The 26,044-nt window shown below is 71.0% G+C and carries 27 protein-coding genes; 7 read left to right on the forward strand and 20 right to left on the reverse strand.

Annotated features, from left to right (window positions below):
- Positions 1-33: 33 nt before the first annotated feature.
- Complete coding sequence (locus OHA21_RS33615) at positions 34-2,535, forward strand: FtsK/SpoIIIE domain-containing protein (protein ID WP_328461825.1); 2,502 nt, start codon at positions 34-36, stop codon at positions 2,533-2,535.
- Positions 2,522-3,274: a hypothetical protein gene (locus OHA21_RS33620; RefSeq protein ID WP_328461827.1), complete on the forward strand. Its 753-nt coding sequence runs from the start codon at positions 2,522-2,524 to the stop codon at positions 3,272-3,274. The genes OHA21_RS33615 and OHA21_RS33620 overlap by 14 nt, the downstream gene beginning before the upstream one ends.
- A gap of 12 nt (positions 3,275-3,286) precedes the next feature.
- Here the strand turns inward: OHA21_RS33620 and OHA21_RS33625 are convergent, their stop codons facing one another.
- Positions 3,287-4,135, reverse strand: coding sequence for a 3-hydroxyacyl-CoA dehydrogenase family protein (locus OHA21_RS33625; protein WP_328461829.1), 849 nt, complete (start codon positions 4,133-4,135; stop codon positions 3,287-3,289).
- 121 nt (positions 4,136-4,256) lie between these two features.
- Here OHA21_RS33625 and OHA21_RS33630 point away from each other — a divergent pair, with 121 nt between their 5' ends.
- Entirely contained in the window at positions 4,257-4,607 is a 351-nt protein-coding gene (locus tag OHA21_RS33630; protein WP_328461831.1) for a hypothetical protein, read from the forward strand.
- Here the strand turns inward: OHA21_RS33630 and murA are convergent.
- On the reverse strand, positions 4,604-5,893 hold the full coding sequence (gene murA / locus OHA21_RS33635; RefSeq protein ID WP_328461833.1) for a UDP-N-acetylglucosamine 1-carboxyvinyltransferase: 1,290 nt from the start codon (positions 5,891-5,893) through the stop codon (positions 4,604-4,606). The genes OHA21_RS33630 and murA overlap by 4 nt on opposite strands.
- A gap of 42 nt (positions 5,894-5,935) precedes the next feature.
- Here murA and OHA21_RS33640 point away from each other — a divergent pair, with 42 nt between their 5' ends.
- Both OHA21_RS33640 and OHA21_RS33645 read left to right on the forward strand, forming a co-directional pair.
- Positions 5,936-6,514, forward strand: coding sequence for a cob(I)yrinic acid a,c-diamide adenosyltransferase (locus OHA21_RS33640; RefSeq protein WP_328461835.1), 579 nt, complete (start codon positions 5,936-5,938; stop codon positions 6,512-6,514).
- Entirely contained in the window at positions 6,511-6,921 is a 411-nt protein-coding gene (locus tag OHA21_RS33645) for a VOC family protein (RefSeq protein ID WP_328461837.1), read from the forward strand. Before OHA21_RS33640 ends, OHA21_RS33645 begins: the two co-directional genes overlap by 4 nt.
- A gap of 1,209 nt (positions 6,922-8,130) precedes the next feature.
- On the opposite strand, the gene OHA21_RS33650 is transcribed toward OHA21_RS33645, so the two are convergent.
- The 14 genes from OHA21_RS33650 to glyA form a co-directional block, all read right to left on the reverse strand.
- Positions 8,131-8,934, reverse strand: coding sequence for a PhzF family phenazine biosynthesis protein (locus OHA21_RS33650; protein WP_328461839.1), 804 nt, complete (start codon positions 8,932-8,934; stop codon positions 8,131-8,133).
- A 2-nt stretch (positions 8,935-8,936) separates the two neighbouring features.
- Positions 8,937-9,404, reverse strand: coding sequence for a DUF2550 domain-containing protein (locus OHA21_RS33655; RefSeq protein ID WP_328461841.1), 468 nt, complete (start codon positions 9,402-9,404; stop codon positions 8,937-8,939).
- A gap of 8 nt (positions 9,405-9,412) precedes the next feature.
- Positions 9,413-9,694 carry a F0F1 ATP synthase subunit epsilon gene (locus OHA21_RS33660; protein WP_196413689.1) on the reverse strand — a complete coding sequence of 94 codons (282 nt, stop codon included), beginning with the start codon at positions 9,692-9,694 and terminating at the stop codon, positions 9,413-9,415.
- 79 nt (positions 9,695-9,773) lie between these two features.
- Positions 9,774-10,889 (reverse strand): LCP family protein, encoded by a 1,116-nt coding sequence (locus tag OHA21_RS33665; RefSeq protein ID WP_442874936.1) that lies wholly within the window; start codon positions 10,887-10,889, stop codon positions 9,774-9,776.
- Positions 10,890-11,019: 130 nt separating this feature from the next.
- Entirely contained in the window at positions 11,020-12,459 is a 1,440-nt protein-coding gene (gene atpD, locus OHA21_RS33670; protein WP_442874937.1) for a F0F1 ATP synthase subunit beta, read from the reverse strand.
- On the reverse strand, positions 12,459-13,385 hold the full coding sequence (locus OHA21_RS33675) for a F0F1 ATP synthase subunit gamma (protein WP_328461849.1): 927 nt from the start codon (positions 13,383-13,385) through the stop codon (positions 12,459-12,461). The genes atpD and OHA21_RS33675 overlap by 1 nt, the downstream gene beginning before the upstream one ends.
- Positions 13,386-13,387: 2 nt before the next feature.
- Positions 13,388-14,959, reverse strand: a complete 1,572-nt coding sequence (atpA, locus tag OHA21_RS33680; RefSeq protein ID WP_328461851.1) for a F0F1 ATP synthase subunit alpha — start codon at positions 14,957-14,959, stop codon at positions 13,388-13,390.
- Between the two features lie 78 nt (positions 14,960-15,037).
- Positions 15,038-15,859 carry a F0F1 ATP synthase subunit delta gene (locus tag OHA21_RS33685; RefSeq protein ID WP_328461853.1) on the reverse strand — a complete coding sequence of 274 codons (822 nt, stop codon included), beginning with the start codon at positions 15,857-15,859 and terminating at the stop codon, positions 15,038-15,040.
- Entirely contained in the window at positions 15,859-16,404 is a 546-nt protein-coding gene (locus OHA21_RS33690) for a F0F1 ATP synthase subunit B (RefSeq protein ID WP_328461855.1), read from the reverse strand. Before OHA21_RS33690 ends, OHA21_RS33685 begins: the two co-directional genes overlap by 1 nt.
- Before the next feature lie 26 nt (positions 16,405-16,430).
- Positions 16,431-16,661: an ATP synthase F0 subunit C gene (locus OHA21_RS33695; RefSeq protein ID WP_328461857.1), complete on the reverse strand. Its 231-nt coding sequence runs from the start codon at positions 16,659-16,661 to the stop codon at positions 16,431-16,433.
- A 79-nt stretch (positions 16,662-16,740) separates the two neighbouring features.
- Positions 16,741-17,529, reverse strand: coding sequence for a F0F1 ATP synthase subunit A (atpB, locus tag OHA21_RS33700; protein ID WP_328478694.1), 789 nt, complete (start codon positions 17,527-17,529; stop codon positions 16,741-16,743).
- A gap of 15 nt (positions 17,530-17,544) precedes the next feature.
- Entirely contained in the window at positions 17,545-17,781 is a 237-nt protein-coding gene (locus OHA21_RS33705) for an AtpZ/AtpI family protein (RefSeq protein ID WP_442874938.1), read from the reverse strand.
- Positions 17,782-17,991: 210 nt separating this feature from the next.
- The gene (locus tag OHA21_RS33710) at positions 17,992-18,360 is read right to left on the reverse strand and encodes a hypothetical protein (protein ID WP_442874939.1); all 369 of its coding nucleotides are present in this window, start codon (positions 18,358-18,360) and stop codon (positions 17,992-17,994) included.
- Positions 18,361-18,467: 107 nt separating this feature from the next.
- A complete protein-coding gene (glyA, locus tag OHA21_RS33715) occupies positions 18,468-19,757 on the reverse strand; it encodes a serine hydroxymethyltransferase (RefSeq protein WP_328461859.1) in 1,290 nt (429 codons plus the stop codon).
- 82 nt (positions 19,758-19,839) lie between these two features.
- On the opposite strand from glyA, the gene OHA21_RS33720 reads away from it, so the two are divergent.
- On the forward strand, positions 19,840-21,366 hold the full coding sequence (locus tag OHA21_RS33720; protein ID WP_328461861.1) for an SDR family oxidoreductase: 1,527 nt from the start codon (positions 19,840-19,842) through the stop codon (positions 21,364-21,366).
- Here the strand turns inward: OHA21_RS33720 and OHA21_RS33725 are convergent.
- From OHA21_RS33725 to prmC, 4 genes are read right to left on the reverse strand one after another with little or no spacing between them, the layout of a single operon-like run.
- The gene (locus tag OHA21_RS33725; protein WP_328461863.1) at positions 21,325-22,317 is read right to left on the reverse strand and encodes an L-threonylcarbamoyladenylate synthase; all 993 of its coding nucleotides are present in this window, start codon (positions 22,315-22,317) and stop codon (positions 21,325-21,327) included. The genes OHA21_RS33720 and OHA21_RS33725 overlap by 42 nt on opposite strands.
- On the reverse strand, positions 22,314-22,907 hold the full coding sequence (locus OHA21_RS33730) for an arsenate reductase/protein-tyrosine-phosphatase family protein (RefSeq protein ID WP_328461864.1): 594 nt from the start codon (positions 22,905-22,907) through the stop codon (positions 22,314-22,316). The genes OHA21_RS33725 and OHA21_RS33730 overlap by 4 nt, the downstream gene beginning before the upstream one ends.
- Position 22,908: 1 nt before the next feature.
- Positions 22,909-23,553 carry an L-threonylcarbamoyladenylate synthase gene (locus OHA21_RS33735; RefSeq protein WP_328478700.1) on the reverse strand — a complete coding sequence of 215 codons (645 nt, stop codon included), beginning with the start codon at positions 23,551-23,553 and terminating at the stop codon, positions 22,909-22,911.
- A 24-nt stretch (positions 23,554-23,577) separates the two neighbouring features.
- Complete coding sequence (prmC, locus tag OHA21_RS33740) at positions 23,578-24,450, reverse strand: peptide chain release factor N(5)-glutamine methyltransferase (protein WP_328461865.1); 873 nt, start codon at positions 24,448-24,450, stop codon at positions 23,578-23,580.
- A 97-nt stretch (positions 24,451-24,547) separates the two neighbouring features.
- On the opposite strand from prmC, the gene OHA21_RS33745 reads away from it, so the two are divergent.
- Complete coding sequence (locus tag OHA21_RS33745) at positions 24,548-26,044, forward strand: GGDEF domain-containing protein (protein ID WP_328461866.1); 1,497 nt, start codon at positions 24,548-24,550, stop codon at positions 26,042-26,044.

Here is a 26,044-nt window from a genome sequence, read left to right on the forward strand (position 1 = left end):
CAAAATGGGCGGAAATGGCTAAAATCCCCCACCATGGGCAGCCACCGCAACGCGCTGGTCGCCGCCGTGCGGCAGGAACTGGCCGAGGCGCGCGGCACCGCTCGGGCGGTTCTGGCCGCCGCCGAGTCGGCCCGTGGTGAGGCGCAGCAACGACGACGGCTCGTCCGGGACGCGTACGCCACCTGCCTGAGCCAGCTGGCGGCGGCCCGGGAATCGGCCCGGGACGACATCCGGCAGCGGTACCGGCACGAGGCCGGCAGACTCGCCGGGCACCTGCGCGGTCTGGCCACGGTCAGCGCCAACGGCGCCGCCGGAGCACCCTGGCGGCTGTGGGCGCCGAGCGAGCCGGAACCCGGCGGCCGGCCCGGGCTGCTGCGGATCGGCACCATCGCGTTCGACGAGGCCACCGCGCTTCCCGCGCTGATCCCGCTGCTCGGCGCCGCGCACCTGCACCTGGACGGTCCGACAGCGGTCCTCGACGAGGTGATCACCGGGGTGCTGTTGCGGGCGATCGGCAGCACCCGGCCGGGCGACGTGCAGCTCACCGTCTACGACCCGGAGCAGCTGGGCGGGACGCTCGCGCCGTTCGCCCCGCTCGGGCCTACGCTGGTCGGGCCGGGTGGACTCGGGCCGCTGCTCGACGAACTGGTCGAGCACATCTGCCGGGTCAACGAGCGGGTCCCGGCCGAACCACTCCCGTGGCGGCTCGTCGTGCTGCTCGCCGACCGGGCCACCGCCGCCGAGATCACCGCCGGGGAGCGGGCTCAGCTGGACCGGATCGTGCGTACCGGGGTGGCCTGCGGGGTGCACCTGGTCGTCCGGGGACTGGAGCTGGAGCAGCACGCCACGCTGGAACGCATCGTGGTCCGGGACCGGACCGCCACCTGCGACTCCCTCGGCACATTGGAGATCCAGCTCGATCCGCCGCCACCCGCCGAGCGGATCACGGCGTTCTGCCGGAACGCGGCCGAGCGGATCCGGTCCGGGCCGCCGCCGGCCCGGCTCGCCGATCTGGAGCCGGCCGCGTACTGGACCGGGTCCTCCCGGCACGGCCTGATCGCGCCGATCGGCGACAGCACCGACGGCGCCCTGGTCGAGGTGCCGCTCGGCGAGGACCCGCCGCACGCGCTGATCGGTGGTCCGGCCGGAGCGGGCAAGACCAACCTGATCCACGCCTGGCTGGGCTCGCTCGCCGCCCGGTACGGCCCCGAGGAACTCGCCCTCTACCTGCTCGACTTCGCCGACGGGGTGTCGTTCGCCCGGTACGCCCCGGATCCGCGCGACCCCAGCTGGCTGCCCCAGGTCCGCCTCGCCGGGATCAACGTGACCGGCGACCGCGAGTTCGGGCTCGCCATGCTGCGGCACCTGAGCGAGGAGCTGCGTACCCGGGCCCAGGCCGCCAAACGGCACGACGCGGGCACCCTGGCCGGGCTGCGCGCCGCCGACCCGGCCGGCCACTGGCCCCGGATCGTCGCGGTGATCGACGAGTTCCCGGTGCTGCTGGAGAGGCGGGACGAGGCCGTCTCGCTGCTGGAGGACCTGGCCCGGCGTGGGCCGGCGCAGGGCATCCATCTGATCCTGTCCGCCCGGGAGGTCGCCGGTAGCCCCGCGCTGCTCAGCCTCCTCCCGCTGCGGATCGCGCTGCCCAAGGCCCACCGGATCCTCGCCGAGGACAACCTGGCGGCCGCGGTGATCCCGCGCGGCCACGCCGTGGTGAACACCGCGGCCGGGGTGGCCGGCGCCAACCGGATCGTCCGGCTGCCGGATGCCGGTGACCGGGCCGGCTGGCGGGCCCTGCAGCGCAAACTCTGGCGGACCCGGCCGCTCGGCTGCGAGGAGCCACGGCTCTTCGACGGTACGGCGGTGCCCCGGCTGCCGTCCGCGTACCGGCCGTCGGGGCGGGTGCCGTCGGCGGACGAGCCGGTCGGGTCGTCACCGGGGGCGGTGCTGGGCGAGCGGATCGACGTCGCGGAACGGCCGGCCAGGCTGCGGCTCGGGCGGATGCCGGGGCGGAATCTGGCGGTGCTGGGTACGCGTACCGATGAGGCCTGTGACGTGCTGGCAGCCGCCGCGCTCTCCTTGGCCGCGCAGGGCCCCGCGCACTTCAGTGTGGTCTGCCTGGCGCCGGAGGCGGAGCGGGCCGCGGCCCGGCTGGTCGCCGAACTGCCGGTCGCCGACTGGTACGACGCGTCCGACGTCCACTTCGACCTGCCGCACTCCGAGGTGCCCCGGTACGTGCTCGGCTACGGACTGGACGCGGCCGGCCCCGAGCACCACGACGATCTGCGGTCCCTGCTCGCCGACGGGCCGGAACGGCGGACCCACGTGCTCGGCTGGTGGCGTTCGACGGCCGGGCTCGGCGAGCACCTCGACACGATCGGCGCCTGGGTCGCGCTCGATCTCGCCCCACTGCATCCGCTGCCCGGCGGCCCGGTCTGGCGCCCACGAGCCCGGCGGGCGCTGTTCTTCGACCGATCCGTGCACCGCACCCCCGAAGTGATCATCCCGTACGAGGTGAACAGTGACCACACGTGACCGGCAGCCCCTGGGCCGCGACTACCAGCTGATGGTGAGCGCCCTCGCCGACGTCACCCGGCGTCGCGACGCGGAGCTGGACGACGCCGAGCAGGCGTACCAGGACAGCGCGGCGCGCGCGGCCGGCGAACTGGCCCGGGCCGAGCACGACGCGCTCGCCGCGGACCGGTGGGCGGGTGCGGCGGCCGCGCAGGTCCTCGACGTGGACCGGGAGGCGGCCCGCCTCTGGGACCAGCTGCGCCGGGCGCGCGGGATGCGGGTCCGCGCGCTGGGCGAGGTGCCCGAACCGGCGCCGGTGGAGACGCTGCCCCGGGTGGCGTTGCAGCGCCGGCCGTCGACCGAGGACGCGCCGGCGCCCGGACGTCAGTCACCGCGGACCCTGCTCTCCCGCGCCGCCGACCGGATCGACGTGACCGTGCGCCCGGCCGGGCGACGGTCGCTGTCCCGCTGGGCGCTCCCGCTGCTACCGGTGGTGGGCGCGGTCTGCGCGGCACTGGCCGGCCTGGTGGCGGCCGGGCTGGTGACATTCGGGAGTACGGGTGTCTGGGGCGGCCTGCTCATCCGCGGACTGGGCTGGCTGACCTTCCTGGTCGCGCCGTCGGCGGGCGTGCCCGTCGCGGCCCTGCTGGCCCACCGGCGGCTGGCCGCCCGCCTCGACATCGGCGGGATCGGCCTCACCCTGCTCGGCGGCATGGTCGCCGCCACCCTGCTGTCCCTGGCCTTCGCCGCCTCCCGCTGACCGCTCGTAGCCTCAGTAGCTGTAGAAGCCTTTGCCCGTCTTACGGCCCAGGTCGCCGGCCTGGACCATGCGCTGGAGCAGCTCCGGCGGGAAGAACTTCTCGTCCGCGGTGTCGCGGTAGATGTTGCCGGCCGCGTTCAGCATCACGTCGAGGCCGGTCAGGTCGACGGTCGCCAGCGGGCCCATGGCGTGGCCGAAGCCGAGCTTCATCACGGTGTCCAGGTCGGCGGCGCTGACCACGCCGGACTCGACCAGCTGGATCGCCTCGACAAGCAAGGCGGAGAAGAGCCGGTTCGAGACGAAGCCGGCGACGTCCCGCTTGACCTCGACGCAGGTCTTGCCGACCTCCTCGGCGTACGCACGCGCCGAGGCCAGCGTCTCGTCCGAGGTCTGGTAGCCACGGACCAGCTCGACCAGCTTCATCATCGGCACCGGCGAGAAGAAGTGGATGCCGACGACCGACTCGGGCCGGGAGGTGACCGTGGCGATCTGAGTGATCGGGATGGCGCTCGTGTTGGTCCCCAGGACCGCGCCCGCCTTGCAGATCTTGTCGAGGGCCTTGAAGACCTCGTGCTTGGCCTCGACCTTCTCGTAGATGGCCTCGACCACCACGTCCGCGTCGGCGGCCGCGTCCAGGTCGGTGGTGGGGCTGATCCGGGAGAGGGTGGCCTCGACGTCGTCCTCGGCGATCCGGCCCTTGGCCGCGAACCGGGTCAGCGAGTCCCTGATCGCGGCCATGCCGCGGTTGAGCGAGGCGTCGTCGACGTCCCGCATGGTGACCTGCCATCCGGCCTGCGCCGAGACCTGTGCGATACCGGAGCCCATCAACCCGGAACCGATGACCGCGAGCCGACCCGCCATGCCCAACTCCTTCACCTCGAGGGGGCCACAGTCTAACGGCGCTACTTAACGGAGATTCAGCACGGCCCTCGATCAGGGCAAATCCGCAGAAAACAGCGGTCCGCGGTGCCAGACTGTGCGCATGGCCACGAGCGACGGCTGGTACCTCATCGGACCGTTGATCGCCGTCGGACTGGTCGGCTTCCTCGGCGCGGTGTTCTGGCGCATGGGCCTGCAGCCCACCGGCCCGACCGGCGGTGAACCGGCGCGTGACGCGTACGCGGACGGTCTGACGATCTTCGGCGACCGGGACGACTACGGTCTCCTCTTCCCGGCCGCCGTCGCCGACGACACCGAGGTCGCCGACGAGATCCGGCGACTCCTCGGCGACGCCGGCATCCGGGCGACCACGGCGACCCGCCGCGACGGCCGGGTCAGCGTGCTGGTCTTCTGCGAAGAGGTGGAAGAGGCCCGCCGGCTGGTGTCGAGTTAGAAGTCGAACGTGGGCTCGGGCACGTCGGTGCGCTCCACCTCGACGCCGAGCCGGGCCAGATCCGCCACGAAGTCCGGGTAGCCCCGGTCGATGTGGTGCACCTCGCCGACCTCGGTCACCCCGTCGGCGCAGAGCCCGGCGATGACCAGACCGGCGCCGGCCCGGATGTCGGTGGCCCGTACCGGGGCCCCGGAGAGCCGCTCGCGCCCGTTGACGACCGCGTGGTGCCCGTCGGTACGGATGTCCGCCCCCAGCCGCACCATCTCGTTCACGAACATGAACCGGCCGTCGAAGATGTTCTCGGTGATCAGCGACGAACCCTCGGCGACCGCGGCCAGGCCGAGCGCCATCGGCAGCAGGTCGGTGGCGAAGCCCGGGTACGGCAGCGTGACGATGTCGACGTTCCGCGGCCGGTCGGCCATCCGGACCCGGAACTCGTTGTCGCCCGGCTCGATCGTGGCGCCCGCGGTGACCAGCTTGTCGAGCGCGATGTCGAGGAACTCCGGGCGGACTCCGCGTACGGTCACGTCGCCGCGGGTCATCGCCGCGGCGAACGCCCAGGTGCCGCCGACGATCCGGTCCCCGACGGTCTCGTGCCGCACCGGCTTGAGCGGCCCGTCCACCCCCTCGATGATCAGCGTCGACGTGCCGGCGCCCTCGATCCGGGCGCCCATCGAGTTGAGCATCTGGCAGATGTCGACGATCTCCGGCTCCCGCGCCGCGTTGTCGATCTCGGTGACGCCCTTGGCCAGGACCGCGGCCATCAGCAGGTTCTCGGTGGCGCCGACGCTCGGGAAGTCCAGCCAGATCTTGGTGCCGCGCAGCCCGGCCGGGGCCGCGGCGATCACGAAACCGTGCTCGTTGGAGATCTCCGCACCCATCCGGGCCAGGCCGGAGACGTGCATGTCCAGGCCCCGGGAACCGATCATGTCGCCGCCCGGCAGCGCCACCCGTACGTACCCGCGGCGGGCCAGCAGCGGGCCCAGCACACAGATCGACGCGCGCAGCCGGCGCACCAGGTCGTAGTCGGCCTCGCTGCCCGGCTCCACCGGCACGTCGATGACCGCCTCGCCGCCCTGCAGGCTGACGTCGCAACCGAGCCGGCGCAGCACCTCGGCCATGATGGCGATGTCGGTGATCCGCGGCACGTTCGACACCACGCTGCGGCCCTCGGCGAGCAACGCCACCGCCATCAGCTTGAGCGCCGAGTTCTTCGCACCGCCGACCACGACGTCTCCGGCGAGCCGCGCGCCGCCCTTCACCCTGATCACATCCACGCGGGCCATGGTATGGGCCCGCGGCATCATCGACTGCGTAGGGTGGGCCGCATGGCAGTGCATCTCACCCGGATCTACACCCGTACCGGCGACGCCGGCCAGACCCGGCTGGTCAACAACGAGGTCGCAGCGAAGACCGCGCCGCGCATCGCGGCCTACGCGGACGCCGACGAGTGCAACGCCGCGCTGGGAGCCGCGCTGGCGCTGGGCGATCTCGCGGACGACGTACGCACGGTGCTCGCCACCATCCAGAACGACCTCTTCGATCTCGGCGCCGACCTGGGCAATCCGCTCTCGCCGGAGCCGCCGGAATACCCACCACTGCGGGTCACCGAGGAGTACGTGACCCGCCTCGAAGGCTGGTGCGACGAGTACAACGAGCGGCTCGCGCCACTGGACAGCTTCATCCTTCCGGGCGGCACCCCCGGCGCGGCCCTGCTGCACGTGGCACGCACGGTGGCGCGCCGCGCGGAGCGCACGGCCTGGGCTCTTTACGAACAGGAGCCGGATCGTACGAGTGTGCAGCCGGCGAAATATCTGAACCGCCTCTCCGATCTGCTCTTCATCCTGTCCCGGGTCGCCAACCCGGACGGCGACGTCAAGTGGGTCCCCGGCGGCAGCCGGAGATGACCGGCGGTCTGCACCACATCGAGCTCTGGATCCCCGACCTCGACGGCGCCCTGCGCCCATGGGGCTGGCTGCTCGGCGAGCTGGGCTGGCAGCCGTTCCAGGAGTGGCAGGGCGGCCGCTCCTGGAAGCACGGCGACGTCTACCTGGTGCTGGAGCAGTCCCCCGCGCTCTCCGGCGAGGTGCACGACCGCCTGGCACCCGGCCTGAACCACCTGGCGTTCACCGTGGACACGTCCACGGAGGTGGACCGGCTGTGGGCGGAGGCCCCGGCCAACGGCTGGTCCCCGCTCTTCGCCGACCGCTACCCGCACGCCGGCGGCCCGGCGAGCTACGCCGCCTACCTGGAGGACGCCGAGGGTTACGAGGTCGAGCTCAGCGCCAGCCACTTCCCTCCCGCACCGGACTAGGAAGCTGTCGGCGTCGAGGTCTCGCCGCCGACCGGGAAGCCGGGGGCGGCCGTCCGTAGCTCGCCTCGACCGGCCCGGTCTGCACCGGGCAGCCGGGCACGCCCACCCGCTCGCCGGACCAGCGCCCACCCGCGGCAAGCCCTCCCCGGCAGGCACGTCGGCACTTCCGAAACCGCCCCCACAGGCACGCCGGCTTCCCGGCACCGCGCCCACAAAAGCACACCAGCTTCCCGGCACCGCGCCGGCTTCCCGGCACCACGCTCACAAGCACGCCGACATTTCCGGCACCGCGCCACAAGCACGCCAGCCTCCCGGCACCGCGCCACAAGCACGCCAGCCTCCCGGCACCACGCCACAAGCACGCCAGCCTCCCGGCACCGCGCCACAAGCACGCCAGCCTCCCGGCACCGCGCCACAAGCAGTCCGGCTTTCCCGGCACCGCGTCCACGGGCACGCCGATGTTTCCGGCGCCGCGGCACCGCAGCATGGTGAGCGCTGCGACGCTCCTGGCGGATCATGCTGGTGACAGCACCAACGTACGGCTGAGGCCGCTATTTCGACCCGTTCGATCACTCAGCCGCCCACCCGCGTTGTCTCCCGGCCGGAAAGACAGCGCCACCGCGCGGCCGACCGATCAACGGAGTCCGATACGAGGCCCCAGCCGCCCGGCAGCGACGTCACGCCTCGGCCAAGGCCGCCCGCCGGCCATAACCCACAGCCGAGCCGTCATTTCCTGGCTTGTTGATCACCCGGCTGGGAACTGCGCACCTTTCCGGCCGGTGGAGACAGCCACAGCTCCCAGCCGATGCTCGGCAAACTTCCCTTAGGGCCACCCAGCTGGAAGTTACGGTTGCCGGATGATCCACAACCCCACCGACCGCCCGCCGGCTGGCTTTCAGGGCTGGCTGCGGAGGCGGGAAACGACCGTGACCGACAGCCGGGCGACCCGGCTGGCTTCACGGCTGACCGCGGAAGCGAGAAACGACCCTGACCGACGGCCGGGTGACCCGGCTGGTTGCGGAAGCGGGGAACGCCCCTGAGCGACAGCCGCATCGGGTTGCCTGGCTGAACCGAGACGGCGCCAGCCGGGCGGACCTAGATCCCTGAAGCTGTCCAATGCTTCAGCCCGGCGGTCGCGCTGTGGCCGGGAGTGGGCTGACGATCGCGGATCGGCTGCGGTTGGCAGGCGTAGGCGTACCGGGAATCTGTTCAGATCTCGCTGTGCAGCTCGCCGTCGATCACCGTGACCGCGTGGCCGCTCAGATGGGTACGGTCGCCGCGCAGCGCGACCCGCACGGAGCCGCCGCGCGGCGAGGCCTGATAGCCGGTCAGCTCGGCGCGGCCCAGCTTGCCCGCCCAGTAGGGCGCCAGGGCGGTGTGCGCGCTGCCGGTCACCGGATCCTCGTCCACGCCGACGGCCGGACCGAAGAAGCGGGAGACGAAGTCGTAGCCGGCGGCCGGGTCGCCGGCCGCCGCGGTGACGATGACGCCACGGGCGGAGAGCGGGACCAGAGCGCGCAGGTCCGGCACGATCGCGCGGACCGTTTTCTCGTCCGCCACCTCGACCAGCAGGTCGTCGGTGTTCGGCCCGGTGTGGTGCACGGCGACCAGCTCGGCGCCGAGGGCCGCGGCCAGCGCCGGATCGGGCTCACGCGCAGTCAGCGGCGCGGTCGGGAAGTCGAGGGTGAGCATGCCGTCCGGCCCGGGCGACGCGACCAGGACGCCGCTGCGGGTGGCGAACCGGACCGGGCCGGCCTCGCGCAGGACGTGTGCGGCAGCCAGCGTGGCGTGCCCGCAGAGGGCCACCTCGACCGCCGGGGTGAACCAGCGCAGCGCCCAGTCGGCCTCCGCGCCGGCCGGCAGGCGGTGCAGGAACGCGGTCTCGGCGTGGTTGACCTCAGCAGCGACCCGCTGCATCCAGTCGTCGGCCGGGAAAGCGTCCAGCAGGACCACCCCGGCCGGGGCGCCGGCGAAGGGACGGTCGGTGAAGGCGTCGACCACGCGGATGCGCACGGTCAGCCCTCGATGGGACGCGGCCCGAAGACCGGCCGGCCGGGAACACTGCCCGGGCCGCGGGGCGGGCCCGCTTCGAGCCAGGAGAGGAAGCCGGTCACGGTGGTCTCGGCCATCGCGATCTCCACCTCGGCCACCTCGGTGGCGCAGCGCAGGATGATCCAGTGCCCCGGCATGGTGAGACGCTCCGGGCCGGCCGGCAGGCGCCGCTCCTGGACCGTCAGCGTCCGCCGGTCGAGCACCCGCTTGGGACGGATGGCCAGGCTGAACATGCGGTGGAAACGCAGCTCGTCGCCGACGAACTGCCCGAGACCGGCAGACCAGCCGCGGCCGCGCACCATCTTGCTGATCCGGACCTGGACCCGGATGGTGCCGCCGCCGACCATGAGCAGGCGGCGGCGGAAGAAGACGGCGAAGAGCAGTGCGAGCAGCGCGACGACGCAGATTCCGAAGATTTCCAGAACCCGCATCGCCGGTGTCAGTGAGACTCGGGCGTAGCGGGCGTGGCGCTCTCGGCGAGCACCGTGACACCGTTCGCGTCGATGGAGAGGAAGCCACCGGCCACGTCGTAGGTCAGCTGCTCGCCACCGGCGAGCTTCACACGGACCTGGGACGGCTCCTTGAGCAGGCCGAGCAGCGGCGAGTGACCGGGCAGGACACCGATCTCGCCCTCGGTCGTACGCGCCACGAGCATCTCCGCCTCGCCGGACCAGACCTTCTCCTCGACGGCGACGACCTCGACGTGCAGCTGGTTGGCCACGCTGTCTCCCTTTGACGCTGCGAACCGATCGGGTGAAGTCTAATCTGCGCCCCAGGTCACCCTGGTACGGGGTGCCGCCTCAGCCGTTCTTGCTGACGTATTCCGGATTGTCGAGCAGGAACTCGGCGATCCGGTCGTCCTTGACCGCCTGGAAGAACTCCTCCGTCGACGGCGCCAGCTGCTCCCCCAGGTACTCCCCGTTCTCGATGAGCGCCCCACCGGGCAGCTTGATCAGCGTCATGTCGTCGGTGCTGACGCCGCGCAGCGCCAGACCCCAGTCCACGACGCTGTGCCCCTCGCCGAAGAAGGTGAGCGAGTCACCGGCCGCGTCCAGCACCTTGAGCAGCTTGGACGGGTTGGTCACCACGTCCTTGCTCATCGCCTGCTTGGCCATCGCCTTGACGAACTGCTGCTGGTGCCGCTGGCGGTCGTAGTCGCCGTTCGGCAGGCCGTAGCGCTGGCGGACGTAGTCCAGCGCCTCCCACGCCTCGAGGTGGTAGGTGCCCTTCTTGTAGGTCTTCTGCGGCCCGATGTACGGGTGCTCGCAGCCGCCCTCCCCACACTCCGGCCGCTTGGGCCGGGGCTTGCCGTTCGGCTGCAGGTGCTCGGACTTCACGTTCTGGTCGATCGTCATGGTGACGCCGCCCATGGCTTCGACGATGTCCTTGAAGCCGCCGAAGTTGACGATCGCGCCGGAGTCGAACTCCTTGATCCCGGTGAGGTTCGTGACCGTCTTGGCGAGCAGCTGGAAACCCTGCTTCTCGTCGTACTTCCCGTTGCCGATCGAGCTGCCGAACGTCATCGCGGCGTTGATCTTCGAGTTCGCGCCGCGGAAGCCGTTCTTGTCGAAGGCCGGAATCTCCACGTACAGGTCGCGGGGCAGGGAGAACAGGTAGACCTGGTCCATCGAGGCCGGCACGTGCGCGACCAGGATCGAGTCGGAGAGCGGCGCGGTCTTCGTGCCCCGCGGGTCGATGCCGGCGAGCAGGATGTTGACCGGGCCCTTGATGTCCGCGGCCTCCTTGGTGTCCGAGCCGCCGATCCGGACGTCGCCCGCGTCCACCGCCCCCGTGTACTTGGCGATCACGGTCTGACCGGTCACCAGCACGCCACCGCTCGTCACCATGAGGACGGCGCCGAAAACCGCGCTCAGGCGGGCCCACAGCGGCGCGCGGCGCTTGTATTTCTTTGCCACTCGATCCCCATTCTCAGCCAAGGCGGCGCCAAGCATACCCAAGATTCTCCACGGCTCCCCGCCCTGGGAAACGGGCGAGAGCCGCACCGGGTTCAACCGGTGCGGCTCTCGGACGGATTCGGGGCTGAGATCAGCCCTTCATCAGCTCGTGCGCGTTCTTCTCGAGGTCCTCGAGGCCACCGCACATGAAGAAGGCCTGCTCGGGGTAGTTGTCGTACTCACCCTCAGCGATCTTCTTGAATGCCTCGATGGTCTCCTTCAGCGGGACCGTCGAGCCGGGAACGCCGGTGAACTGCTCCGCCGCGTAGGTGTTCTGCGACAGGAACCGCTCGATGCGGCGGGCCCGGGCGACCGTGACCTTGTCCTCCTCGGAGAGCTCGTCCATACCGAGGATGGCGATGATGTCCTGCAGGTCCTTGTACTTCTGCAGGATCCGCTGGACCTCACGGGCGACCGTGTAGTGCTCGGCGCCGACGAACTCCGGCGCCAGGATCCGCGAGCTGGAGGCCAGCGGGTCCACGGCGGGGTAGATGCCCTTGTCGGAGATCGACCGCTCGAGGTTCGTGGTCGCGTCCAGGTGGGCGAAGGTGGTGGCCGGCGCCGGGTCGGTGTAGTCGTCGGCGGGCACGTAGATCGCCTGCAGCGAGGTGATCGCCTTGCCCCGGACCGAGGTGATCCGCTCCTGCAGCTCGCCCATCTCGTCGGCCAGGGTCGGCTGGTAACCCACGGCGGACGGCATACGGCCGAGCAGGGTGGAGACCTCGGAACCGGCCTGGGTGAACCGGAAGATGTTGTCGATGAAGAGCAGCACCTCCTGGTTCTGGACGTCCCGGAAGTACTCCGCCATGGTCAGAGCGGTCAGGGCGACCCGCAGACGGGTGCCCGGCGGCTCGTCCATCTGGCCGAAGACCAGCGCGGTCTTGTCCAGAACGCCACCCTCGTCCATTTCCAGGATGAGGTCGTTGCCCTCACGGGTGCGCTCGCCGACGCCGGCGAACACCGAGGTGCCACCGAAGTTACGGGCCACCCGGATGATCATCTCCTGGATGAGCACCGTCTTGCCCACACCCGCGCCACCGAACAGGCCGATCTTGCCACCACGCACGTACGGCGCGAGCAGGTCGAGCACCTTGATGCCGGTCTCCAGCATCTCGGTCTTCGGCTCGAGGTCGGCGAACGCCGGGGGCTTGCGGTGGATCGACCAGCGCTCCTGGATGTCCAGGGTCGACGGGTCGACGTTGAGCACCTCGCCGAGGGCGTTGAACACGTGGCCCTTGGTGACGTCACCGACCGGCACCGAGATCGGCGCACCGGTGTTGACCACCTCGGCGCCGCGGACCAGGCCGTCGGTCGGCTGCATCGAGATGGCGCGGAGCAGGTTGTCACCCAGGTGCTGGGCGACCTCCATGGTCAGCTTCTTCGTGCCGCCGGAGAGGGTGACCTCCACGTGCAGCGCGTTGAAGATCGGGGGCATGGCGTCCCGCGGGAACTCGACGTCGACGACCGGGCCGATGACCCGGACGACGCGGCCGACAGCGGTCTCAGCCTTGGGCTCAGCTACAGCAGTCATCACACATCACTTCCCGCCTCGGCCAGCGCGTTGGCGCCGCCGACGATTTCACTGATTTCCTGGGTGATCGCAGCCTGCCGCGCGGAGTTCATCTCGCGCGTGTACCGCTTGAGCAGGTCGTCCGCGTTGTCCGACGCGCTCTTCATCGCCCGCCGGCGCGATGCCGACTCGCTCGCCGCCGAGTCCAACAGCGCCGCGTAGAGGCGCGTGTTGAGGTACTTCGGCAGCAGCGCGTCGAGCAGCTCGTCGGCGTCCGGCTCGAACTCGTAGGCCGGGCGCAGCTCGGAGGTCTCCTCCTGCTCCTCGACCTGGACCGGCGCGAGCGGCTTCGCATTGGCGGTCTGCGTCATCAGAGACTTGAACTCGGTGCTCACGATGTGCAGCTCGTCCACGCCCGCGATGTTCTCCGGACCGAAGGTGCCGTCCGTCTCCGAACCGGCCGCGAACGCCTCGATCAGCGCGTCACCGATGCGCTTGGCGTCGCCGAACGACGGCCGCTCGGAGAAGCCGGTCCAGCTGGCGGCGATCTCCCGGTTCCGGAACCTGTAGTAACCGACGCCCTTGCGGCCGACGATGTACAGCGCCACCTCCTTGCCCTCCGAGCGGAGCTGAGCGATCAGCTGCTCGGCGGTCCGGATGGCGTTGGCGTTGTAGGCGCCGGCCAGGCCCCGGTCACTCGTGATCAGCAGGACACCCGCCCGCTGGACGCGCTCACGCGCGACCAGCAGCGGGTTGTCGACCGAAGCGTTGGTCGCCAGCGCGCCCAGAACCTTGGTGATCGCCTCCGAGTACGGCCGGGAGGCGTTCACCCGCTCCTGAGCCTTGGCGATCCGGCTGGTGGCGACCAGCTCCTGCGCCTTGGCGATCTTCTTGGTCGACTTGACGGTGCGGATGCGCCGTCGCAGCGCCTGTACCTGACCGGCCATGCCTAGTTACCGCTCTCGCTGGCCTGGGCCGACCCACCCTGGAAGGACTTCTTGAAGTCGACCACGGCGCCCTCGAGCGAGGCGATGTTGTCGTCCGTCAGGTTGTTGGTCGACTCGATCGAGGTGTAGACCTCGCTCAGGTTGCGCTTGATGTGCTCCAGCAGCTCCTGCTCGAACTTGCGCACATCGCCCACCGGGACGTCGTCGAGCTGGCCGGTGGTGCCGGCCCAGATGACGATCGTCTGGTCGGTGACCGAGTACGGCGAGTACTGCGGCTGCTTGAGCAGCTCGACCAGGCGGATGCCCTTCTCGAGCTGGGCACGCGACGCCTTGTCCAGGTCGGAGGCGAAGGCCGAGAAGGCCTCCAGCTCACGGAACTGGGCAAGGTCGAGGCGAAGCCGGCCGGAGACCCGCTTCATGCCCTTGACCTGAGCCGAACCACCGACCCGCGAGACCGAGGTGCCGACGTTGATCGCCGGGCGGACACCCGAGGCGAACAGGTCGGACTCCAGGAAGATCTGGCCGTCGGTGATCGAGATGACGTTGGTGGGGATGTAGGCCGAGATGTCGTTGGCCTTGGTCTCGATGATCGGCAGGCCGGTCATCGAGCCGCCACCCAGCTCGTTGGAGAGCTTGGCGCAGCGCTCCAGCAGGCGGGAGTGCAGGTAGAAGACGTCACCCGGGTACGCCTCGCGGCCCGGCGGACGGCGCAGCAGCAGCGACACGGCCCGGTACGCCTCAGCCTGCTTGGTCAGGTCGTCGAACACGATCAGGACGTGCTTGCCGTTGTACATCCAGTGCTGTCCGATGGACGAGCCGGTGTACGGCGCGATGTACTTGAAGCCGGCCGGGTCGGAAGCCGGAGCCGCGACGATCGTCGTGTACTCCAGCGCGCCCTGCGCCTCCAGCGTGCCCCGGATGCTGGCGATGGTGGAGGCCTTCTGGCCGATCGCCACGTAGATGCAGCGAACCTGCTTCTCCGGGTCGCCGGACTCCCAGTTCGCCTTCTGGTTGATGATCGTGTCGATCGCGACCGTGGTCTTACCGGTCTTACGGTCGCCGATGATCAGCTGGCGCTGGCCGCGGCCGATCGGCGTCATGGCGTCGATCGCCTTGATGCCGGTCTGCAGCGGCTGCTTCACCGGCTGCCGCGCCATCACGTTCGGCGCCTGCAGCTCGAGCTCGCGGAAGCCTTCGTTCGCGATCTCGCCGCGGTCGTCGATCGGGTTACCCAGCGCGTCCACTACGCGGCCCAGGAAGGCGTCGCCCACCGGGACCGAGAGGACACGGCCGGTGCGCTTGACCGGCTGGCCCTCCTCGATGTTCGCGTAGTCACCCAGGATCACGGCGCCGATGTCGCGGACGTCGAGGTTCAGGGCGACGCCCAGCGTGCCGTCAGCGAACTCCAGCAGCTCGTTCGCCATCGTCGAGGGCAGGCCCTCGACGTGCGCGATGCCGTCGCCCGCGTCGGAGACGATGCCGACCTCTTCGCGGGTGAGCTCGGGCGTACCGGACGAGACGTAGCGCTCTAGCGCCCCCCGGATCTCATCCGAGGAGATGGTCAGCTCGGCCATCCTCTGCCTTCTCTGTCTAGCTCGGGACGATCACCGCCGCCGAGGGGGCTTCTCGATTGGAAAATCGAGGGGAAAGGACTATTTAGCGAACGCCTGCTTGGCTGCGTTCAGCCGGCGCAGGACCGTGCCGTCGTAGAGATCGGAGCCGACCCGGACGCTCACGCCGCCGAGAACCGACGGATTGACGTCCACCTTCAGCGAGACCTCACGGCCGTAGAGGGCGGACAGCTTCGCGGCGAGGGACTGCTCGTCGGCGTCGGTGAGCGGCTTCGCCACCGTCACGTACGCCACCTCACGATCCCGCTTCGCGGCGGTCAGCTCGACCAACCGGATCAGCGAGGCCTCGAAACCACGGCCACCGAAGCCGTCCAGCGCGAGCTCGACGAGCCGGCCGGTGGCCACGTGAACCTTGCCCTTCAGCAGGTCCTGAACCAGCTTAACCCGGCGCTCCGTCGGCGCACTGGGGTCACTGAGCGTGACCGACAGCGACGAGTTGCCCGAGACGATCTGGCTGAAGCGGAAGAGCTCGTCCTCGACCTCGGCCAGCTTGCCGTCCTTGCCGGCCGAGGCCAGCAGGGTGTCCGCGCCCAGGCGCTCGGTGGCGTCGAGCAGCTCGGTCGGCTTGGAGAAACGGCCGGACACCAGGGTGCCCAGCGCGTTCACCGTCGCCTCGGTGACCTTGCCCGACAGCAGCGACTTGAGCAGGTCGGCCCGGTCCGAGCCGGACCGCGACGGGTCGGTCAGCGCCCGGCGCAGCCGGGGCTGGGCCCGCAGCAGGCCGGCCACCGACAGGATCTCGTCGGCGACCGTGGCCAGCTGCGCGGCCGTGGCCGACGCGGTCTCGGCCGAGAGCCGGTCCGACGCTTCGCCGTAGGCCTCGCGGCTCACGCCCGAAGCCATCAGCGCCGCCCGGCCGAGTCGAGGTCGTTGATGAACCGCTCGACGGTGCCCCGGGTACGGGCCTCGTCCGCCAGCGCCTCGCCGACGATCTTGCTGGCCAGGTCGACCGCAAGCGTGCCGACCTCGGAGCGCAGCTCCCGGACGATGGACTCACGCTGGGCGGCGAGCGTCTCGTTGCCGGCCGCGATGATGCGGTCGGACTCCTCGCGAGCCTTGGCCAGCACGTCCTGCCGGATGCCCTCGGCGTCGGCCCGGGCCTCGTCGCGGATGCGAGCGGCTTCGGTACGAGCCTCGGCCAGCTGCGCCTTGTACTGCTCGAGCAGCTGGTTCGCCTCGGCCTGAGCGGCCTCGGCGCGCTTGATGCCACCCTCGATGGCGTCGACCCGCGCCCGGAACGTCTTCTCCATCTGCGGGAAGACGAACTTGATGAGCACGAAGCAGAGCACCGCGAAGGCGACCGAGCCGACCACGATCTCCTGCCAGATCGGCAGGATCGGGTTGTGCTCGGTGGCGCCCTCTTCGGCCGCCAGATAGAGATCGATCATGTGAACCTCCTAGTTGAGGTCGACGATCAGAAGTCGCCCTGCCAGATGAAGCCGAACGCGATGCCCAGCAGCGCGAGCGCCTCGATGACGGCGAAGCCGATCCAGACGTAAGGCAGGGTCAGACGCGACGACTCCGGCTGGCGGGCGGTCGACTGGATGTAGGCCGAGAAGACGAGACCCACACCGATACCCGGGCCGATGGCAGCGAGGCCGTAACCGATGGCGGCGGTGCTACCAGCAACTTCGGCGAGAAGCATTCTCTGTTCCTCCTGGTATCTCGCGTGACTGTCACGCGGGACGAAAAACGGGGTGTTACCTGATGCGTTCGAGTACTGCTCAGTGCTCGTCGGCGAGCGCGCCCTGGACGTAGCTCGCGGTCAGCACGGTGAAGACGTAGGCCTGGAGACAGATCACCAGGAACTCCAGCAGGGTCAGCGCGATGGTGAGACCCCAGGAGAGAACCGCGAACGGCGTGAAGATGGCGTTCGCGGAGATCATCGCGAAGCCGCCGAGCGTGAACACGAGCAGCAGCATGTGGCCCGCGAACATGTTGGCGAAGAGACGAACCGCCAGCGAGAAGGGGCGGACCAGGAAGGTCGAGAAGAACTCGATCGGCACCAGCAGCGGCAGGATGAACCACGGGGCCGGCGGCTTCAGGGCGTGCATGAAGTACCCGGCGAAACCGTGGTGCCGGACGCCCACATAGATGAACATCACATAGCTGATCACCGCGAGCACTGCCGGGAAGGCGATGTGCGACATCGGGGACATCTGCACGAAGGGCACGATGCCCCAGAAGTTGTTCAGCAGGATGAACATGAACAACGTCGTGAGGTACGGCGCGAAGCGCACACCAGCCGGGCCGATCATGTCGACCGCGATGTTGTTCCGCACGAAGCCGTAGATGCTCTCCGCGAGCCACTGCTTCTTGGTGGGGACCAGCTGCGGCTTCCGGTAGGAGGCCAGGAAGAAGACGATGATGATCGCGACGGCCACCCAGATCAGCAGCGTGACCTTGGTGAACCAGTAATTGTTGTGTTCGCCCCACGGCAGGATGCTGGGCAGGTAGAAGTCCTCGACATCGGGCGGGAACGCCGCCGCGAGGACCGTCGACTGACCGATCACCATGGCCCTTTCCTGTCAGGCGCCGAGCCGGCGCACGATGAGGTACACGCCTCCGGCGATACCGAGGACGGAGCCGATGCCGGCGAAGATGCCCCTGGTTCCGACGAAGTGGTCGACCAGCCAGCCGATGCCACCCCATACCAACAAACCCGCGATGAGATACGAGAGAGCGGTCATGCCCACACTCGAGTCGGGAGGCAGGTTGGAGCCGTCTTCGCCGCGGGATTTGTCGGGAGGTTTCTGGCCGGTCATGACGGCCCGAACGATATCAGCAGGAAACGCGAAGCTAGGCGGGACCCCCCGCACAACCGCAGTTGTCCAGGCGTCAGGGGTCTCGCAACTGTCTGGACACGGTACTCCTGTCACGCCAAAACGGAACACGGCGCGAGCCAGGAGGTCACCAGATCGTGGCCGTCTGCCCTACTTCACCCGCTGTGACCAGGGGGAACGCAGTGCGATAGATCACTTTCCGACAGTCCTGCCATACATCCACCAGGCCTGCACGCCGGTCCACACCATCACGCCGGCGACGATGCCCAGACCGAGGGCCGTTTTGCCGGGCCAATCGGTGGAAACTCCGTAGGCCAGGATAATGCCCAACAGCGTGTATTTCAGCATATATGTGAGCAGGCCAAGGGGCATCAGCAGCGCCGGACGCACCGTGTCGGCCCAGGCGATCACCAAGGTCGACATCGAGTAGCTCACGGTGACGATCAGGACGCCGGTGGCCGCGCCGAGCGCGGCGGCCGGGCCGCCGGCGAAGAACCCGACCGAGGCGGCGCAGGTGAGCAGGAGGACGCAGACCGCGGAGAGCAGCGGCAGGTGTTCCACCCGCCAGCGAGGGTCGGCCGGCAGGGCCGGGAGCTCAGGCAGGGGGAGATCATCTTCATCATCCGGTACGGCGTACGCCGCGCCCGAATCCCGACCGTCCCCATGACTCACGCCAAGACCTCCTGCTCCACGTAGAACGGGAAGCGCCGGACCAGTGCCGACACCTCCTCGGTGACCTCGGCGAGCCGGCCCGCCCCGCCGGACGTCTCCGGATCGCTGCGCACCGCCACCCCGATCAGACCCGCGATCTGCCGCATCTCGCCCTCCCGCATGCCCTGCGAGGTGACGCTCGGCGTGCCCACCCGGAAACCGGATGCCACGGCCGGCTTCTCCGGGTCGTACGGAATCGCGTTCTTGTTGAGCGCGATCCGCGCGGCCGCGCAACGCGCCTCCGCCTCCCGGCCGCTGACGCCCAGCTCGCGCAGATCGAGCACGGCGAGGTGGGTATCGGTGCCACCGGAGACCGGGCGCATCCCCTCGGCGCCGAGACCGGCGGCGAGCACCCGGGCGTTGCGGACCGTCTGCTGAGCGTACCCCCGGAAGGCGGGCATGCCCGCTTCGCGCAGCGCGACCGCCTTGGCGGCGACGGTGTGCATCATCGGGCCGCCCTGCGCGAACGGGAAGACCGCCTTGTCGACGCGCTGGGCCAGGTCCGCACGGCAGAGGATCATGCCGCCTCGCGGTCCGCGCAGCGCCTTGTGGGTGGTGCAGGTGACCACGTCGGCGTACGGCACCGGCGACGGGACCGCCCGCCCGGCCACCAGGCCGATGAAGTGCGCCGCATCCACCAGCAGGTAGGCGCCCACCTCGTCGGCGATCTCGCGGAACCGGGCGAAGTCGATCAGCCGCGGGTAGGAGGTCGCCCCGCAGATGATCAGCTTGGGCCGGTGCGCCAGGGCGAGGTCGCGTACCTCGTCGTAGTCGATCTCCTCGGTCTCCGGCTCCACCCGGTACGCGATGGGGTGGAACCACTTGCCGGAGAAATTGGCCTTGCTGCCGTGTGTCAGGTGGCCGCCGTGCGGCAGGCCCATGGCCAGCACCACGTCGCCCGGTTCAGCGAGTGCCGCGTACGCCGCCAGGTTTGCCGACGCCCCGGAATGGGGCTGAACGTTGGCGTGGTCGGCGCCGAACAGTTCCTTGGCCCGCTCGATGGCCAGTTCCTCGGCGCGGTCCACCTGCCCGCAGCCGCCGTAGTAGCGCTGACCCGGATAGCCCTCGGCGTACTTGTTCGCCAGCGTCGAGCCGAGCGCGGCCAGCACCGCCGGCGACGTGAAACTCTCGCTCGCGATCAGCTGCAGAGTCTCCCGTTGCCGGGCCAGTTCGTCGACCAGGACAGCCGCGATCTCCGGATCGTCGCGCTCGAGCGCGGCGAAGTCCGGTCCCCAGAAGGTGCCCACCTCTGGCCTCCCGACCTCGAGGAGCCTGCCAGAAAAAAGCATATGGCGTGAGACCCCCTGCATGCGGGCACAGTCTCTACTTATGCGATGCCTCGTCACCGGCGCGACCGGTTACATCGGCGGCCGACTCGCCCCGCGGTTGCTCGAAGCCGGCCATGCCGTGCGCTGTCTGTCCCGCAGTGCGGGCCGGCTGCGCGACGTCCCGTGGAAGGACCGGGTGGAGATCGTCGAGGCCGACCTGCTCGACCCGTCCTCCCTGGTCGCGGCCCTCGACGGGATCGAGGTCGTCTACTTTCTGGTGCACTCGCTCGGGCAGGCCGACTTCGAGCAGCGGGACCGGCAGGCGGCCACCAACATGGCCGCCGCCGCCCGGGCCGCCGGGGTACGCCGGATCATCTACCTGGGCGGACCCGAGCCGCCGGCCGACGAGCACCCGTCCGCGCACCTGCGCTCCCGCGCCGAGGTGGCCCGGATCCTGCTGGCGAGCGGGGTGCCCACGGTGGTGCTGCGGGCACCGGTGATCATCGGTTCCGGCTCGGCCTCGTTCGAGATGCTGCGCCACCTCACCGAGCGGCTCCCGGCCATGATCACCCCGCGCTGGGTCAGCAACCGGATCCAGCCGATCGCGGTACGTGACGTGCTGCGCTACCTGATCGGCGCCGCGGACCTGCCGCCCGAGGTCAACCGCGGGTTCGACATCGGCGGCGCCGATGTGCTGACCTACGCCGAGATGATGCGCCGGTACGCCCGGGTGGCCGGTCTCCCCCGCCGGATCATCCTGCCGACCCGCGTCCTCAGCCCCTGGCTGTCCGCGCACTGGGTCGGCCTGATCACCCCGGTGCCGAACGCCATCGCCCGGCCGCTGGTCGCCAGCCTGGTGCACGAGGCCGTCGCACACGAGAACGACCTGACCGAACTGCTGCCCGGCCCGACTGAGCCCACCCGCGGCGGAAAACAAAAGGCAACCCCGGATGTCCTGGGCTTCGACGAGTCCGTCCGCCTCGCCCTCGGCAAGATCCGCGACGCCGACGTGGAGACCCGCTGGTCCACCGCGTCCGGCGGGGACGCCGCCGCCGAACCGCTGCCCAGCGACCCGAAGTGGTCCGGCGGCAGCCTCTACCTCGACGAGCGCTGCCGCCCGGTCGAGGCGCCGCCCGAGCACCTGTGGCGGGTGATCGAGGGCATCGGCGGTGAGAACGGCTGGTACTCGTTCCCGCTCGCCTGGTCGGTCCGCGGCTGGCTGGACCGGCTGGCCGGCGGCGTCGGGCTGCGCCGCGGGCGCCGGGACCAGCACCGGTTGCGGGTCGGCGAGGCGCTGGACTGGTGGCGGGTCGAGGAGATCGAGCCCGGTTCGCTGCTGCGGCTGCGGGCCGAGATGAAGGTGCCCGGCCGTGCCTGGCTGGAGATGCGCGCCGAGCCGTCACCGTCCGGCGGCAGTGTGTACCGGCAGCGTGCGGTCTTCCTGCCGCGCGGGCTGGCCGGCCACCTCTACTGGGCGTCCGTGCTGCCCTTCCACGGTTTGGTCTTCGCCGGCATGGCCCGCAACATCACGGCCGAGGCCGAGGAGTCACTCCGCCGCCGCCCGGCCCAGCCGGTCGCGGACGGCTAGCCAGTCCTCGGTCTGCGGCGGCTCCTGGACCAGGATCGTCGCGACCCCGGCGTCGTCCAGGCGGTGCAGGGCCGCGTACAGGTCGGCCGCGTACTCCCGCGGATCGGCCGAGAGGATCTCGGTCCGGCCTGCTTCCACGGCTGTTCCCGACGCTCCCTCAGAGCCGGCCGAGCCCTCGTACGCCAGCGCGCCGATCGGGTCGGCCAGCTCGGCGCGGTCCACATCGTGGATGTCTTTGCAGAGCAGCACCCGGGCCCGCGGCGCGTAGTGCCGCCGGCTCATCCCGGGTGACGGCCGGGCCGCGCCGTCCGCGGTCTCGGCGTCCGGCAGGGCGATCGCGCCGGCCGCGTCGCGCAGCACGCGCAGGCCGAGCGCGCCCGGCCGCAGCAGGGTCGGCACGCCGGTGGTCAGGTCCAGCACCGTCGACTCGATGCCCCACGAGCAGGCGCCGCCGTCCAGCACCAGCGGCACGTCCGGCAGGCTGCGCACCACGTGCTCGGCGGTGGTCGGCGAGATGCCCTCCGACCGGTTCGCGCTGGGCGCGGCGAGCGGCAGACCGGACGCCTCGAGCAGGCGCAGGGCCACGTCGTGCGCAGGCACCCGGACCGCGACCGTGTCGTTGGCGGCGCCGATGCCGGGCAGGTGCCGGGCCCGGCGGACGACCAGGGTGAGCGGGCCCGGCCAGAACTCGGCGGCCAGCTCGTCGGCCTGCGCGGGCCAGGTCTCGGCCAGCTCCCGGGCCGCCGCCACGTCGGCGACGTGCACGATCAGCGGGTTCCAGTTCGGCCGGTTCTTCAGCCGGTAGATCTCGCCGACGGCCCGCTCGGAGAAGGCGTCGGCGCCCAGGCCGTAGACGGTCTCGGTGGGGAACGCGACGACCGAGCCGGCCCGCAGGATCTCCACCGCCCGGCTCAGCCCTTCGGCGTCCGGGCGAACGATCCGGCTCGTCACGGGAGCAGCAGGGCGGCGAACGGCACCGTGGTGTCCTCGATCTCGTCGCCGACGCGCTGGAAGGTCTGGTCGCCGCGGCCCCACGGGTCGTCCAGGTCGTCGGCGCCCTGTGGCTGGTCGTCGCCGCGGAGCCGGGCGACCGCCTTGACGATCGCGGCGCCGCGGGCGTGCACCGCCTCCGGCTTGGCGTCGGCCGGCGGCAGGGCGGCCCGGTCCACCGCGCCGAGCAGGCGGCCGAACTCGCCGAGCACGAAGGTCCGGCCGGCCGCGTCCGGCCGCAGGGCGACCACGTAGTCGTACTGATCGGCGGTGGCGGTGAGGATCAGGTCGGCCTCGTCGATGAAGTCGCCGCGCAGCTTGCGGGCCACGAAACCGTCGTCGCTGCCGCGGCGGGCCCGGACCAGCCGGGCGGCCGGCGGGTTCATCGGCTCGCCCTCGTGCCAGCCACCGGTGCCCGCGCTCAGGCTCCGGAGCAGCTCCTCGGTGCTGTCGCCGGCCCGGTCGCGGACCGCCCGGGCCAGCAGGCGCTCGGCCATCGGCGACCGGCAGATGTTGCCCATGCACACGTGCAGAACAGTGAACGGCGTCACGTCAGCCCTGCCCGTCGACGATGTCCGGAACCACGTCACGCAGTTTCTCCAGCGGCACCGCGCCGGCCCGCAGGACCCGGGGCACATCGCCGGTCACGTCGACGATCGTGCTCGGCGCCGGGTCGGCGGCCGGGCCGGCCTCGAGGTAGACACGGACCGCGTACTCCAACTGGTCGCGCGCCTCCTCGGCGGTGCCCGGCGCGGGCTGGCCGAGTTTGTTGGCGGTGGTGACGGCCATCGGGCCGACCTCGCGGAGCACCTCGAGCGCGACCGGGTGCAGCGGCATCCGGACCGCGACGCTGCCGCCGGTGTCCCCGAGATCCCACTGCAGGCTGGGCGAATGCTCGACGATGATGGTCAGCGCGCCGGGCCAGAAGGCGTCGGCCAGCTCCCGGGCGGCCCGCGGCAGCGAGTAGACCAGCCCGTCCAGCGTGTGCCGGGAGCCGACCAGCACCGGCGGCGGCACCCGCCGGTCCGAGCCGCGGGCGTGGTGCAGCTGGGTGATCGCGTGGGGGGTGAAGGCGTCCGCGCCGACGCCGTACACCGTGTCGGTGGGCATCACCACGAGCTCGCCGCTCTTGGCCGCCTCGACGGCCGCGGCGATCCCCCGGTCCCGGTCGGCGACGGTGGCGCAGTCGTAGAGCATCACGAGATGCAGTGTGCCATGTCGTCAGCGGAGCCGAGCGCTCGCATATCTGGGGCGGCCGGTGAGATCGTCGTGCGCCCTCACCTCGGTGAACCGGCCGTCGGCGGTGATCAGCCGGGGCACGGCCGCCCCGTGCACGTCGTCGTGCTCGACGCCGAACCAGCCGCCGGGACGCAGCAGCTTCGCAGCGAGCGCGATGACGGGCCGGATCACGGACAGCCCGTCAGCGCCTCCGAAGACGGCGCTGGGCGGATCGTGATCGGACACCTCCGCCGGAACGGGAGTGCCGTCCGGGACATATGGCGGGTTGCAGAGCACCACGTCGACCTGACCGTGCAGATCGGACAACAGATCAGGATCGGTCACATCCCCGTCGACCACCTCGACCGACCCGAACCCGGCGGCATTGCGCCGCAGCCAGGGCAGCGCCTCCGGGGACCGTTCCACCGCGATCACCCGGGCGGCCTTCGTCTCGTCGGCCACCGACAGCGCGATGGCGCCGCTGCCGCTGCACAGGTCCACCACGACCGCACCGGGCCCGGTGCACTCGATCCCCCACCCGGCCAGCAGCTCCGTCTCGGGCCGTGGGACGAAGACGCCGTCACCGACCGCGAGCTCCAGATGCCGGAAGGCCGCGGTGCCGAGCAGATGCTGCAACGGGATCCGGCGGGCCCGATCGGCGACCAGGGCCCGGAAACGTGCCGCCTCGCCGGCTCGCATCGTGTCGATGAGCAGCAGCCGGCCGCGGGGCACACCCAGGGCGTACGCGGCCAGCAGCTCCGCATCGACACGCGGTGATGCCACCCCGGCCGTCGCGAGCGCCGCCGTGGCGGCGGCCAGTTCCGGCGCGAGCCGGGTCCGATCCGCGGTTTCGCGGGGGTGTTCGTGTCGCGGCATCACGGCATAATCATGAGACGTCGCGCACCGTGGGGATCGGCCGGGTCACCCGGGTTCGTTCGGATGCGCGCGCCGCCGAGGTCGTGGGAGGCGCCTGGTGGGTTGGTTGGACCAGCTCGCGGAACACGTCGAGGACCTGCGCCGGGCCGGGGATCTGCAGCAGAACGGCCGGTCCGCACAGGCACTGCCGATCCTCGACGCGGTGCTGGCCGCCACGACCGATCCGACCACCCGGGCGTACGCATTGGTGCAGCGTTTCGGCGCACTGATCAACCTGGGCCGCGTCGCCGAGCTGGCCACCGCGATGGCCGCGGCCGCCGAGGCGGTCCGGGAGGTGCCGGATCCCTATCTGCGGGGTCAGATGCACGCGTTCGCCGCGCTCGGCGCGCACCTGCAGAGCAATCTGGACCGTGGGGTGACCCATCTGGTGCAGGCTTCCCGAGCCCTGGCGGCCGTTCCGGAGCGGGATCAGGAGACCGCCTGGGGCTGGCACGACCTCGCCATGGCGTACTCCTATCTGGGCTTTCACGGCCAGGCGCTGACCGCCATCGAGCAGGCCCGCGAGGTCGGCGCGAGCGCCGGCCTGGCGGCGGAGATCTTCGCCGCGCCGGGCATCCGGCTGCGCAACGCGGTCTCGCTGGACCATCAGGGCGACACCGACGGCTGCCTGCGGGTGCTGCGTGACATCGACGCCGAGCTGTCCCGCTACGTCGCCACCGACCAGTTGCGGCCGGGCAGCCGCGCGGTCTACGGGTACGCGCTGGCCCGCCGCGCCGCGCTGGGCGAGCCGACCGGCGCCGACGCCGAACCGTGGCTCACCGGCGGCGGCGACAGCGTGCGCACCCGTGACCTGCGACATCTCGGCTCGGTCTGCCTGACCATCGCCTCCGGCAAACCGGAGCGGGCACTGACCATGTTGGAGTCGGTGCCGGTCTCCGCCGAGGTGCTCGGCGCCCCCGAGCCGGCCCGGTTGCGCAGCATCTGCCACGCCAGCGCCGGCGATCACGCAGCCGCGCACGCCGCCGACCGGTACGCGTTCCGCCTCGCCGCGCAGCGCATCGACCAGCTGCGCGACGGCTACCTGGACGGGGTCGCCGCCCGCCTGGACGCCCAGGAGACGCAACGCGACCCGGGCCGGTACGGCGACGAGACGCTGGTCGACCCGCTGACCGGCCTGCCCAACCGCCGGCAGCTGGAGCGCTACGTCGACACCCTGCTGGCCCGTGGCGAACGGGCCGCGGTCGGTGTCTGTGACGTGGTCGGCTTCTCCGGGGTGAACGCGCGGCACGGCCGGCACTGCGGCGACCTGGTGCTGCAACGGATCGCCGGGGTGCTGCACCGGGCGCTGCGCCGCGGCGACTTCGTGGCCCGGTTCGCCGGCGACGAGTTCGTGCTGGTGCTGCCCGGCGCCGGGCCGAATCAGGCGGCCGAGGTGTCCCGCCGGATCGGCGCCGCGGCGACCGCGGAGAACTGGCAGGCGCTGGTCCCCGGCACCCCGATCGGCCTGGCCGCCGGCTGGTCCGAGGTGGGCTCCCGCGGCCGCGGGCTGACCGTCGCCCTGGCAGCCGCGGCGGCGAGCCGGAAACCCACGTGA

It is taken from the genome of Actinoplanes sp. NBC_00393 (assembly GCF_036053395.1).
Classification (GTDB): Bacteria; Actinomycetota; Actinomycetes; order Mycobacteriales; family Micromonosporaceae; genus Actinoplanes.